This window comes from Belnapia sp. AC561 (genome assembly GCF_979252845.1).
The window spans coordinates 17,991-30,074 of sequence record NZ_CEEDBP010000036.1; the positions used below are offsets into that span (position 1 = coordinate 17,991).

Annotated in this window: 8 protein-coding genes and 1 pseudogene; 5 read left to right on the forward strand and 4 right to left on the reverse strand. The window is 71.2% G+C overall.

Features of this window, described 5'->3' with window-relative positions; all coding sequences use genetic code 11:
• Positions 1-47 precede the first annotated feature (47 nt).
• The 3 genes and pseudogenes from AC0IW9_RS23630 to AC0IW9_RS23640 form a co-directional block, all read left to right on the forward strand.
• A pseudogene (locus AC0IW9_RS23630) lies at positions 48-206 on the forward strand (transposase); the annotation flags it as partial.
• Positions 207-326: 120 nt separating this feature from the next.
• Entirely contained in the window at positions 327-635 is a 309-nt protein-coding gene (locus tag AC0IW9_RS23635) for a UBP-type zinc finger domain-containing protein (RefSeq protein WP_471650766.1), read from the forward strand.
• A gap of 57 nt (positions 636-692) precedes the next feature.
• Positions 693-2,363, forward strand: a complete 1,671-nt coding sequence (locus tag AC0IW9_RS23640; RefSeq protein ID WP_471650767.1) for an FAD-dependent oxidoreductase — start codon at positions 693-695, stop codon at positions 2,361-2,363.
• 34 nt (positions 2,364-2,397) lie between these two features.
• Here AC0IW9_RS23640 and AC0IW9_RS23645 read toward each other — a convergent pair whose 3' ends face one another.
• Positions 2,398-3,513: an FAD binding domain-containing protein gene (locus AC0IW9_RS23645; RefSeq protein WP_471650768.1), complete on the reverse strand. Its 1,116-nt coding sequence runs from the start codon at positions 3,511-3,513 to the stop codon at positions 2,398-2,400.
• Positions 3,513-4,742 carry an MFS transporter gene (locus AC0IW9_RS23650; RefSeq protein ID WP_471650769.1) on the reverse strand — a complete coding sequence of 410 codons (1,230 nt, stop codon included), beginning with the start codon at positions 4,740-4,742 and terminating at the stop codon, positions 3,513-3,515. Before AC0IW9_RS23650 ends, AC0IW9_RS23645 begins: the two co-directional genes overlap by 1 nt.
• A gap of 95 nt (positions 4,743-4,837) precedes the next feature.
• Between AC0IW9_RS23650 and AC0IW9_RS23655 the strand changes: the two genes are divergently transcribed.
• The gene (locus AC0IW9_RS23655; protein WP_471650770.1) at positions 4,838-5,719 is read left to right on the forward strand and encodes a LysR family transcriptional regulator; all 882 of its coding nucleotides are present in this window, start codon (positions 4,838-4,840) and stop codon (positions 5,717-5,719) included.
• Between the two features lie 27 nt (positions 5,720-5,746).
• Here the strand turns inward: AC0IW9_RS23655 and AC0IW9_RS23660 are convergent, their stop codons facing one another.
• Both AC0IW9_RS23660 and AC0IW9_RS23665 read right to left on the reverse strand, forming a co-directional pair.
• Positions 5,747-9,712 (reverse strand): PAS domain-containing protein, encoded by a 3,966-nt coding sequence (locus AC0IW9_RS23660; protein WP_471650771.1) that lies wholly within the window; start codon positions 9,710-9,712, stop codon positions 5,747-5,749.
• A 7-nt stretch (positions 9,713-9,719) separates the two neighbouring features.
• The gene (locus AC0IW9_RS23665; RefSeq protein WP_471650772.1) at positions 9,720-10,319 is read right to left on the reverse strand and encodes a Crp/Fnr family transcriptional regulator; all 600 of its coding nucleotides are present in this window, start codon (positions 10,317-10,319) and stop codon (positions 9,720-9,722) included.
• 533 nt (positions 10,320-10,852) lie between these two features.
• On the opposite strand from AC0IW9_RS23665, the gene AC0IW9_RS23670 reads away from it, so the two are divergent.
• The gene (locus AC0IW9_RS23670) at positions 10,853-12,067 is read left to right on the forward strand and encodes a sensor histidine kinase (protein WP_471650773.1); all 1,215 of its coding nucleotides are present in this window, start codon (positions 10,853-10,855) and stop codon (positions 12,065-12,067) included.
• Positions 12,068-12,084: the final 17 nt, after the last annotated feature.

The following is a 12,084-nucleotide window of genomic DNA, read 5'->3' on the forward strand; positions in this document are numbered from 1 at the left end:
GCAGGAACTGCACCAGCTCGATGGCCGCTGACGCTGTAAAAACCTATGGCATCCAGCTGGAGGTGGTCAGTCTGTCAGACGCCAAGCGTGGCTTCGTGCTGTTGCCGCGACGCTGGGTGATCGAGCGGTCTTTCGCTTGGGCCACCCGTTTCCGCCGATCGGTGAAGGACTACGAAGCATATATCAGTACTTTTGCTGACCTGTAGCTTTTCGTCCGTACCGGTGCGCGAGCTGTGCCCGGGCCTCCGCGCGCCCCGACGATTTTGTACAAGAAATGCAGTCCATCGCCTCGCTAGCATCGCCCGGCATATCCGGAGCTTCCTGCGATGCCTGGCCCATGTCATCACCAGTCCGGAATCCGGCGGGTCACTCCGGGCACCCGGGGCTGTGCCGAATGCCTCGCCATCGGCGCCCCCTGGCTTCACCTCCGCCTGTGCCGGAACTGCGGCCATGTCGGCTGCTGCGACGATTCGCCGCATCGCCATGCCAGGCAGCATTTCCACGAAACCAGCCACCCTATCATCGAGGGATACGACCCGCCGGAAGGCTGGGGCTGGTGCTACGTCGACGATGTCCAAGTCGATCTTGGCGGATCGCCGACGCCGCAGCTGGGACCGATCCCGCGCTACTACTAGCGACCCGAAGGGCGGTACGGCCGCCGCATCCCTCCAGTCCATCGGAAGAATCCTCCCATGATGCCGCCGACGGATAGAAGCCTTCCCGATCCCACCGACCCCTATCGCCGGACCGAGCAGATTTTCCCGCGCCTGACGACGGATATGGTGCGGCGTGCCACCTTCTATGGCCAGGCCATGACCTTGCCTGAAGGGGCGGTGCTCTTCAGCCGGGGCGACCGCAGCGTGGACTTCTTCATCGTGCTGGACGGCGCCATCGAGGTGCTGGCGATCGCCGCCGACACCGGCAAGCCGGACACGGTCTTGACCGTGCATGGCCAGCACGGCTTCACCGGCGAACTGGACCTGCTGAACGGCCGCGAGACACTGGTCTCGGCTCGTGCCCTTCCCGGCAGCCAGGTCCTGCGGATCGACCGGCCACACTTCCACCGCATGCTGCAGGCCGAGACCGATATCGCCGAGGTGGCGATGCGAGCCTTCATCCTGCGGCGCATGGGCTTCATCCAGCATGGGCACGGCGGAGCCATTCTGCTGGGGGCCAGCCGTACAGCCGGCCTGCTCGGGCTGCAGCGCTTCCTGGGTCGCAACGGTTATCCGCATGAGGTCGTCGATATCGACCGGGACCCGCAGGCGCAGGTCTTCATCGCCGCCTTCGGCCTGCAGCCGGGACAATTCCCGGTGGTGATCCTGCCCGGCCACAAGGTGCTGTTCGATCCCGGCACCGCGGCGCTCGCGGATGCGCTGGGCTTGACGGAGGAGATCGGGCCGGAGGAGGTCTTCGATGTCGCCGTGGTCGGGGCAGGGCCGGCTGGCCTGGCCGCGGCCGTCTATGCGGCTTCGGAAGGGCTGCGGACCATCGTCGTCGAGGGCCTGGCGCCCGGCGGCCAGGCGGGCACGAGTTCGCGGATCGAGAATTACCTCGGCTTTCCTACCGGCATCACCGGCCAGGCGCTGGCCGGGCGGGCGCAGATCCAGGCGCAGAAATTCGGTGCCCGGCTGGCCATCTCCCGCATGGTGAAAGGTCTCGATTGCAGCGGGCATCCCTATCGCCTGCTGCTCGAGGATGCGCGCGCCGTCGCGGCGAGGGCCGTGGTGGTGGCGAGTGGCGCTCGTTACCGCAAGCTCGATCTCCCCGACTACGAGCGCTTCGAGGGACAGGGCATCCATTACGCCGCGACGGCGATCGAGGCGCGGCTCTGCCCGGGAGAGGAGGTCATCGTTGTCGGCGGCGGCAATTCGGCCGGCCAGGCAGCGATGTTCCTCTCCCGCGTTGCGCAGCGCGTCCACATGCTGGTCCGTGCGGAGGGGCTGGCCGCCACCATGTCGGACTACCTCGTCCAGCGGATCGCCTCGACGGCGGCGATCTCGCTGCGGCCGAGATCCGCGATCACCGCCCTTGGCGGCACCGGCCTGCTGGAGGAGGTCACCTGGTTCGACGGGCCTTCGGAACATAGCGTCACGCGGCCGGTGCGGAATGTCTTCGTCATGATCGGGGCGGAGCCGAATACCGCTTGGCTGGAGGACTGCCTGGCGCTCGACGGCAAGGGCTTCGTGGTGACCGGCCGTGCCGCGGATGGCACCCCGCTGGCCGATACCTTCGCCAGTAGCCTGCCGGGCGTCTACGCGGTCGGCGATGTCCGCTCGGGCTCCACCAAGCGTGTCGCCTCGGCCGTGGGGGAGGGCTCCGTCGTCGTGCAGTCCATCCACCGCTATCTGGGGGGACCATGAGGCGCCGCGCCGGCCGCTCATGGTCGCCCGCGCCTCAGCCAAGCTCGGCGCCGAGCCGTTGCCCATGGGCGGCGATCGCGGCGCCGACCGGCATCCGCTCACGCTCATAGGCCCGCAGCGCCGCCTCCAGCGGCAGCCGGCCGAGATGCGCCTGCAGCGCCATCGCATCGCCGGCGGCCTTTGCCACGCCCATGGCGGTATGCGGCCGCACCACGAAGGCGGCGTCGCCCAGCAGGGCCAGCCGGCCGGAAACCATCCGGGGCGCCTCGTAGTCGAAGATGGCCTGGACGAAGGGCGATCGCTCCGCCGCGACCGCGGCGGCGAAGGGTGGCGGCAGCAGCATCGCGGCATCGGCCCGGAGCTTGGCCGCCCGGGCCTCGGGCAGTTGGCCGGGCGCCAGCGAAAAGGGATGCGCGCGGCCTGAGGCGTCGGTGAGGACATCGCCGAGTTCCGCCGCCGCGACGCGTCGGTACCAGACCCAATTATAGCGTCGCTCCCCGCGCGTCATCTCGCCATGCGGCCCCGTGACGGAATAGCCGAGCGCCTGCGAGCCCGGCAGCATGGCGAAGGCGAAGCGGTCCAGCAGCATCCCCGCCGAGTCCTCCGGCAGGGCGCCCTCCGGCACTAGGCCGCGCCAGGCGACATAGCCGGCGTAGCGATTGGGCGAGGGTTGGCCCGTCACCGCCTCCCGCAGCACCGAGCCGATGCCATCGGCGCCGAGCACCAGATCGGCATCCTCGCTGCCGCCATCGGTGAAATGCAGCACCGCCCCGGCATCGGATTGCGTGGCGCCTTGCACGGTGCGGCCGAGGCGGTAGTCGGTTTCCGTCAGCCGGGCCCGGACGGCGCGGTAGAGGTGATCCCAGGAAACCTGCATCTGCGGCGTGGCCTGGCGATGGGCGATGCCGCCGGCCGCATCAAGGACGATCCGGTCGCGCGCCACGACGCCGACCTTCACGAGGTCCTCGGCGCCGATCCGCCGCAGTACCTCGAAGACCTCGCGCTGCGGCACCAGCCCGGCGCCCCGTCCGTCCAACCCGCTCGCCGAACGCTCGAAGACGCGCACCGCGTGCCCGGCCTGCCGCAGCAGGATGGCGGCGAAGAGGCCCCCGAGGGAGCCTCCCGCCACGGCGACCCGCAGCGCCCTCATCACGAGTTTCCCTTGGCACGGCGGGCGAGGCCCTCGATCAGCAGGGCGATGGCGGCCAGCGCGGCGCCGAAGCCGCAGACCGTGCCCCAGCCGGCGAAGTCCCAGGCCATCATGGCCCCGGCCGAGCCAACCGCGCCGCCCAGGAACATGCCCGTCATGAAGATGGTGTTGATCCGGCTGCGGGCCTCCGGCTGCAGGGCAAAGATGACATGCTGGTTCGAGACGAGCGCGCTCTGCACCCCGAAGTCGAGGATGACGACGCCCAGCACCAGCCCGGCCAGGGTCGGCCAGGCGCCGAACACCGCCCAGGCGGCCAGGGTCAGCAGGGCGCTCAGCCCGATCACCAGCTGCGGCCCGCGCTTGTCGGCAAGACGGCCCGCCAGCGGCGCCGCCGCGATACCCACCGCGCCGACCACGCCGAACAGCCCCGCCACCTCGGCGCCCAGCGAGAAGGGCGGCTGCTCGAGCCGCAATGCCAGCACTGTCCAGAAGGCAGAGAAGGCGCCGAAGAGCGCCGCCTGCATCAGCGTCGCCCGCCGCAGCGCCGGCTGCCCGCGCCAGAGCTGCACCAGCGAGCGCAGCGCCTGCCCATAGCCGATCGAGGCCATGGCGGGCCGGCTCGGCAGCAGGACCGCCATGAGGGCCGCGGCGCCGAGCGCCATCGGCACGGCCAGCCAGAACATCGCGCGCCAGCCGCCATGGGCCGCGACGAAGCCGCCAAGGGTCCGGCTGAGCAGGATGCCCGCGAGCACGCCGCCGGTGATGAGGCCAACCGTCGCACCGCGCCGCGCCGGCGCCGCCAGATGGGCGGCGAAGGGCACGATCTGCTGCGCCACGGTCGCCGAAAGCCCGACCAGGAAGGAGGCGGCGACGAGCACCGGCGCGCTGGGCGCCAGTGCTGCCAGGGCCAGGGCGAGGGCCAGGACCACGAATTGCCCGACGATCAACCGCTTCTGGTCGAGCAGGTCGCCGAGCGGCAGCAGCAGGAACAGGCTGGCGGCATAGCCGAGCTGGGTCGCCGTCGGGATAAACGCGGTGGCGCCCGAGCCTGGGAAGTCCTGCCCGATGATACCGAGCATCGGCTGGTTGTAGTAGATATTGGCGACAGCGATGCCCGCCGCAGCCGCCATGGCGAAGGTCAGGCCACGGCCGAGGCCGGCGGCGCCCGGGGGCAAGGCTTCGCCGGCGTCTGGCCGGGTATTGGTATCGTTGGCGGTTGCGTCCAGCATGAGCCGTGATCCTCGATCTGCTGGCGGCAATCTCGGCTTGCAACGCCCTGCGCTGTAGACCGGCATTTTGCGTGGGCGGTATAACGCTGGATGTTATGATCAACCTGACCAACGTGGCGGTTTTGCTGGAGGCGGTGCAGGCCGGCAGCCTCGCCGCCGCCGCCCGGCGCTTGCGCATCACTCCGATGTTGGCCTCCCGCCGCCTGGCGGAGCTGGAGGCGGAGGTCGGCGCTCGGCTGATGCATCGCACCACGCGCGCGCTGGCCCTTACGGTGGAGGGCGAGGCCTTCCTGCCCCATGCCCAGGCGCTGCTGGAGGAAGAAGCGTTGGCCCGTGCCGCCGTACGGCCGGTCTCGGCCGGCCTGATCGGCATGCTGCGGCTGACGGCCTCGGTCCCCTTCGGCCGCAAGGTCGTGGCGCCGCTGGTCGCCGGCTTCCTGCAGGAGCATCCCGGCCTGCAGGTCGACCTGCTGCTGAGCGACGGGATCGTCGACATCGTGGCCCAGGGCCTCGACCTGGCGATCCGGATCGCGCCGCTGCGGGAGAATGCCCTGGTCGCCCGGCGGCTGGCAGATAACCCACGTGGGCTCTACGCCGCGCCCGCCTATCTTGCCGAGCACGGCATGCCGGCAACGCTCGCGGACTTGGCCCGCCACCGCTGCCTAGCGTTGACCGGGACCAGCCATTGGGTCTTCTCGGTGGGGGACAAGCCGTTGCGCCAGCGGGTCACCGGCCCTTTCACCGCCAGCTCGGTGGAGGCCCTGCACCAGGCCTGCCTCGGTGGGCTCGGCATCACCATGCTCTCGGCCTGGGACGTGCGGGAGGAAGTGGCCATCGGCCATCTGTTGCCCATCCGGCTGGACCTGGGCGAGCCGGAGCCGCTGGCCATCTGGGCGGTCTATCCCACGGCGCGGCTGGTGCCGCCGAAGGTGCGGCTGTTCATCGCGGCGCTGGAGACACATCTGCGGCAGTCCTGAAGCGCCTGCCTGCATCCGGCAGGTGCTTCAGCACCCGAGACCAGCGGATCCCGGCTTCCCCTGGGGACTGCCGCCCGCATGCAGCAGAGCCGCGAGCTGGGCGCTTATCGCCTCGGCCGAGGCAGGCTTGCGGAGCACGGCGAAGGGGCCGGTCCCGACCGCCTCCTGCAGGGCATTCCAGGCCGCATCGCCGGTATGCCCGGTGATCAGCAGGGCCGGCAGCCCGGGCCGCCGCAGCCGTACCTCGCGGAGCAGGGCGAGCCCATCCATGCCGCCCGGCATGGCCAGGTCGGTCACCAGCACCTCTACGGCAATACCCAGGTCCAGCTTGGCCAGGGCGGCAAGCGCGTCCTCCGCTTCCGTCACGGCATGGCCCTGGTCGGTGAGTGCCGCGGCCAGGGTCGCCCGCACACCGGGCTCGTCGTCCACCAGCATCACTGCTGCGCCCTGCGGCTCCGCTGCCGGCAGTGCCTCCCTGAGCGCCTCCCTAGACGCTTCCATGGATTTTTTTGTGGCCATGTCCTCGGGGGCGCAGGGGATCCACAAGGCGACGGTCGTGCCATGCCCCCGCACGCTCTCGATTACCAGCGCACCGCCCGACTGCTCGGCGAAGCCGCGCGCCATGGCCAGTCCGAGGCCAGTGCCCTTGCCCCGCGGCCGCGTCGTGAAGAAAGGCTCGGTGACGCGCGCCAGGATCTCCGGCGGCATTCCCTCGCCGTCGTCCACCACCGACAGACGGATATACCCGCCCGGCAGGAGGCTGGCGGGTGCATCGGATCGGCCCGCCGTGACCGGCTCCGCCCGCAGGATGACCGCCCCGTTGCCGCCCGGCAGCGCATCGCGCGCATTGTTGGCGAGGTTGATGAGCACCGCTTCGAGCTGCGCCGCATCGGCCCATAGCGCCGGCATCGCCGGGTCAGCCTCGATGGCGAGGGTCACGCTAGGCCCGAGCGTGTGGTGGAGGATCTGTGCCAAGCCCTCGAGCAGCGGCGCCGGCGCGACCGCGCTTGCGGAAAGCTCGCCGCGCCGCGCGAAGGCGAGCAGCCGCCCGGTCACCGCCGCGCCGCGCTCCGTCGCATCCACGGCGAGGGAGAGCAGATGTCGGGCCGCATCGGGGTCACGTGTCAGCCGCTTGGAGGCGAGGGCGACGCCGCCCTGCACGGCCTGGAGCACGTTGTTGAAGTCATGTGCGATGCCGCCGGCCAGCCGCCCGAGCGCTTCCATCCGGGCGGCCTCGGCCAGCCGCAGCTCGCTCGCGCGCAGTTCGGCGGTGCGGGCCTCGACCAGCCGCTCCAAATCCTCGTTGCTGCGCGCCAGGATGGCCTCCGCCTCCTTGCGGGCGGTGATGTCCACCGATGCGCCGATGAGGCCGATGACCTGCCCGTCCGCATCGCGGAAGGGCGCCTTGGTGGAAAGCCATACGGTGGGCGTGCCATCGGGGGGGCTGATCGTCTCCTCGACCTGTTCGGCAACGCCGCTATCCATGACGCGCCGGTCGTTCGCCATCACGCTGGCCGCCTGGGCGGTGTCGTCGAGGAATTCGGCATCCGTCCGGCCGAGGTAGAAGCTGGACGGCTTGCCGATCAGCGCCGTGGCGCCATGGTTGGCCACCAGCATGCGGCCCTCCCGGTCCTTGGCATAGACGACGCCGGGCACGGCATCGGTGAAGGCGCGCAGCAGGCCGGCGGCGCGGTCACGCTCGGCTTCCAGCGCGCGCCGCGCCCCGATGTCGAGCAGCACGCCGGGGAAGCGAAGCGGCGTGCCGTCCGGGCCATGGTCCACGCGGCCGTTCGCCTGGATCCAGCGGTAGAGGCCATCCCGCCCGCGCACGCGGTACTCATGGCTATAGGGGCCACCGCGCGCGATCACCTCGGCGATGGCGGTGCGGAGCCCGGCCACGTCGTCCGGGTGCACCGCTGCGATCACCGTCTCCAGCGGCAGGTCGATGCGGCCCGCTTCGGGTTTGATGCCGAAGGCCTCGGCGAAGCGTTCGTCCACCGCGAAGCGGTCTGTCGGTAGCTCCCAGTCCCAGGTGCCGAGGATCGCGCCGGCCGAGAGCGCCAGTTGGACCCGTTCCGCCGCAGCGCGCGCCGCCTCGTGGCTGCGGGCAAGGTCCGCTTCGGCATTGCGGGCCGCTGTGGTATCGAAGTTCAGGCTGACGATGCGGGCGGCCTGCCCGTCCGGGCCAGGCAGGACTTGCCCATAACCAGTGATCCAGCGGGCCCTGCCCCCGGCCAGGAGCAAGCGGAACTCGTAGTTGAAGCGCCCTTGTCCCGCCGCGATCGCGGCACGGACGGCGGCCTTCAGCCCCGGCCGATCCTCGAGGTGAATCCGCGACAGGGCCTGCGCGCCGGTCATCCCGCCCGCGACGGGATCGATGCCGAACAGGGCATATTGTCGTGCGTCCCAGTCCAGCCTGTCGGTTGCGAGGTCCCAGGCGGCGATCCCCATGCGGCCGGCGTCCAGCGCCAGCCGCAGGCGCTCCTCGCTCTCGCGCAGGCGCGCCTCGGCCTCATGCCGATCGGTCACGTCCTGGAAGAACACGGTGATGCCGCCATCCTCGGCGGGGAAGGCGCGGGTGGCGAAGATCCGGCCGAGCGGCGGGTAATGCGCCTCCGCCTCGGCCGGGATCCGCTCGGCCATGCAGCGCCGGAAGGCCAGCCAGAAGGTGCTGCCCACCGCGTCCGGGAAAGCCTCCCAAAGGTTCAGCCCGAGGACGTCGCGCCCTTGCGCGATCATCCGGGCGGCATGGCCGTTGAGGAAGGTCATCCCCCAGTCGGGCCCGAGCGAGAGGACACCGTCCGCCGTGCTCTCCAGCACCGCGCGCAGCCGCCGCTCGCTTGCGGCCTGGCCGGCCTCGCGGTGCGCGACCGCGGCCTCGGCCTCGGCGAAACCGCGGCGCAGCACCTCCAGCTCGCGTACGCGGGCCGGCGGGATGTCCGCAGCCCGGACCCCGCCGCCGGCGGTGGCCAGCGCTGCCGCATGGCTGTCCAGGCGGCGCAGGGGTCGCAGCACGCCCCGCGCGGAAAGCAGGGCCAGAGCACTGCCAAGCAGGAGCGTGACGGCACCGCCGGCGGCGAGCGCCACGACCGGGCCGCGCCAGGCAGCGGCGAGGCCCGAGAGCGGCTCGCCGACGAAAACGCGCCATCCCGGCGCGGCGGAAAGGCTGCGGAAGGCAATCATGCGATCCACGCCATCCAGGGTCGTGGCGCGGAAGATCCCGGATGCGCGGTTGGTGTAATGCGCCACGGCCGCCGCTGCCGCCGGCTGCCCGACTAGGCGTCCGTGGAGCGCATCGGAGCGTGCCACGATGGTGTCGCCGGCATCCACGATCGAGGCGAAGGTGCCTTCCGGCAGGCCCTGGGCGCGCAACAGGTCGCGCAGGTGCTCCACCCGGAAGGCAGCCATCGCGACGTAAGCCACGCCGTCGGCCGCGTCGCGCACCGGCAGGCTGAGGGAAAAGACCGGTGCGCGAGTGATCGTGCCAGCCGTGACGAGGCCGGTCACCACCGGCTTGCCCGTGGCAAAGACCAGCTCGATCGTTTCCGGCACACGCGAAGGCGGCAGCGGCGTGCCGGGCGGCAGGCCTGTCGCCACGATCAGCGTGCCGTCGCGGCGGAGCACCGACAGATGCGTGCCGAGTGCTGCGACGATGCGGCGGGCATGGGCATCCAGCGCGGCCAGGTCCAGGCTCTGCGGACCAGCCCCGAAGGCGGGGGAGGTGGCGAAGCCGGTCAGCACGGCCAGTTGGCCGCCAAGTTCACGGTCCACCGCAAGGGCGAGGGCGGCGGCGGTATCCAGCAGCCGCGCCTCGGCCGCCGCCTCGGCGGTGCGGACGGCCTGCCAGGTGGCATAGCTGCCGACCGCAAGGGCGGGCAGCAGCACGGCAAGCACGAGGGCGAGCAACAGGGTGCCCAGCCTGAGGCGCGGCAGGCCAGGCGCGGCACGAAGCGGCGCGGCCGGTGCAGCATCAGCCGGGGGAAGCCTGTCCATCGTCCGGTCAGTTGCCATCGTCTTCGGCGCCGTCCGGGCCGGCCTGCTCCACCTCCGGCAGCAGATACGCATAGCGGCGCCGCACTGCGGCATGGCATTCGCAGGCTGTCGCCCCAAGCGCCTTGCGGTCGAGGATGACCAGGCCGCCACGCTGCAGGCGGACGAAGCCCTCGGCCTGAAAGGCGAGCAGCGCGTCGCCGACCGTCGCCCGGCGGACACCCAGCATCACCGCGATGAATTCCTGGGTCAGCGCCAGCCGGCCGCCGCTTCCCGGCGCTGCCCGGTCGAGTGCGACCAGAAGCCAGCGGGCGAGCCGGGCGCGGAGCGGATGGGCCGCGTTGCAAGCGACGGATTGCAGCGCCATCGACATCGCAGCCTCGGCATACCGCACGAGGAGGCGGCGCAGGGGCGGCGAGGCTGCCGCGACCTCCGCCAGGCGTTCGGTCGGGATGCGGGTGGCGTCGCCCGGCATCTGAACGATACCGCGGACGAAGGTCTCGACGGTGGTGTCCGTCGGATCCGTGCCGAGGCCGGCCAGGCCCTCGGACCCCACGGTGATCGTCTCGCATTCGCGGCCGTCGCGCAATGGCAGCACAAGCGAGATCATCGTTCCGGCATGCGGGAAATGCACATGCGAGGGCACACGCCCCGGCTCGAAGAGAATCTGGCCATAAACAAGCCTGACCTGCTCGAGCGCCGGTGCCAGCAAGGCGTGGTCCGGTGGCGGGAAAGCGGTGAGAAAGCGGTTTCCGGCGGCTGCCAGCGTGGCGATCCTGCGCTCCGGACGAGTCCGACGCGCCCTGGCTTCGCCAGAGAAAGGTGGGCTCTTTCGCAGATCACCTTCCTCCCGATGCGCCGTCCCGCTACCGTGATCTACGTCCGCTGCCCGCCGCCTGTCTGCACGTTGCCGTACGGAGGACGGGTCTCATCGGGTTCCGGAACGTCACCGGCCGGAGGTGGCGGCGTTGGCGTGAGGAGGTTGGATGCCGCCTCCGTCAGCCGGCATCCACTTACATCACGAAAGGGGCAAGAAGACGAATTCTTTACAAACGTTCCGGAGGCCGGGCCGTTGGCAATGAGAAGCACGCCCGGCATCCTGCCGGCCGGACAGGAGCGTTGCAGGTGGATCTAGGCGAGGACATGCTGCCCGATCAGGATCCGCAGGCGCTTCAGGCAGAATTGCAGCGGACCCGGGCCGAGCTGGTGGACGCCCGCCAGGATGCGGCTGAGGCGAGGGCGCAGACCGAAGCGGTCCAGAAGACCAGTGGCGCCCTGGCAGAGCTGGCGGCCTCCGCGCCCGGCGCCCTTTGGGTCGCCGAGGTTGCCAGCGGCCACGGCATCTATGTCTCACCCGGAGTGCGCAGCCTGCTGGGGGTCTCGCCCGAGGAAGTACTGCCCGAAGCCGGCCGCTGGCTGGGCCTGGTCCACCCGGACGACCGCCCTGCCGTCGCCGCCCGCTTCGATGCGCTGCGCCGGGGTGAGGCGGCGGAAGTCGCCTATCGCGTCCTGCCCCGTGGCGATGGTGCGACAGGCGCGACCAGCCGCGCCGCAGCCTGTTGGGTCAGCGACCTGGGCTTCCCGATCATCGATGCCAAGGGTCGCGTGCGCCGTGTCGCCGGCTTCGCCCATGCCGCCGAGGGTGGCGCGGGCGAGGAGGGATTGCGGCGCCTGCTGCTGGCGGAGCTCAACCACCGGGTCCGCAATGCGCTGGCCGCGGTGCAGTCCGTCGCCGCGCAAACCGCCCGTGCGGCACCCGACCCGCGCAGCTTCTGGGAGACCTTTGCCGGGCGGCTGCGCGCCATGGCCCGGGCGCATGACATGCTTGCCGGCCGCGGTTGGCCCGAGGGTGTGGAACTGCGGGCGCTGGTCGAGGCGGAACTCGCACCCTACCGGCATGCGGCTGGCCCAGCGGGACCGCTGGCCGAAATCGATGGTCCCACGGTGCATCTCCGTCCCGCCGCCGCGGTGGCACTGGCCCTGGCGCTGCACGAATTGGCCACCAATGCGGTGCGGCACGGGTCCTTGTCCGTACCGGCCGGGCGGGTGCGGGTGCGCTGGGTCCTGCAGGAAGGCAGCGGACCGCCGGGGTCGAGCGCCACGGCGCCGAAGCTGCGGGTGGAATGGACCGAAAGCGGTGGACCGCCACCGGCGCGGGAGCCGGCGCGGCGCGGCTTCGGAGCACGGCTGCTGACAAGTGCGCTGCCGGCCCAGCTTGGCGGCAGCGTTTCGCTCGACTTCGCCTCGGATGGACTGCGGGCGGTACTCGAAGCCGCGCTGGCACCGGCGGGGGAGCCGCTCTACGCGCCGCAAGCGGATCCGAAGAACAGGTTCAAAAGCCCGTTCCGGCCTCGGTAGGGCGAGTCCGAACAGCG

Bases quoted from the DNA above. Each gene is read 5' to 3' on its own strand.
- AC0IW9_RS23670 (WP_471650773.1), top strand. From the start codon at position 10,853: ATGCTGCCCGATCAGGATCCGCAGGCGCTTCAGGCAGAATTGCAGCGG.
- AC0IW9_RS23645 (WP_471650768.1), bottom strand. From the start codon at position 3,513: ATGAGGGCGCTGCGGGTCGCCGTGGCGGGAGGCTCCCTCGGGGGCCTC.
- AC0IW9_RS23650 (WP_471650769.1), bottom strand. From the start codon at position 4,742: ATGCTGGACGCAACCGCCAACGATACCAATACCCGGCCAGACGCCGGC.
- AC0IW9_RS23655 (WP_471650770.1), top strand. From the start codon at position 4,838: ATGATCAACCTGACCAACGTGGCGGTTTTGCTGGAGGCGGTGCAGGCC.
- AC0IW9_RS23635 (WP_471650766.1), top strand. From the start codon at position 327: ATGCCTGGCCCATGTCATCACCAGTCCGGAATCCGGCGGGTCACTCCG.
- AC0IW9_RS23660 (WP_471650771.1), bottom strand. From the start codon at position 9,712: ATGGACAGGCTTCCCCCGGCTGATGCTGCACCGGCCGCGCCGCTTCGT.
- AC0IW9_RS23640 (WP_471650767.1), top strand. From the start codon at position 693: ATGATGCCGCCGACGGATAGAAGCCTTCCCGATCCCACCGACCCCTAT.
- AC0IW9_RS23665 (WP_471650772.1), bottom strand. From the start codon at position 10,319: ATGATCTCGCTTGTGCTGCCATTGCGCGACGGCCGCGAATGCGAGACG.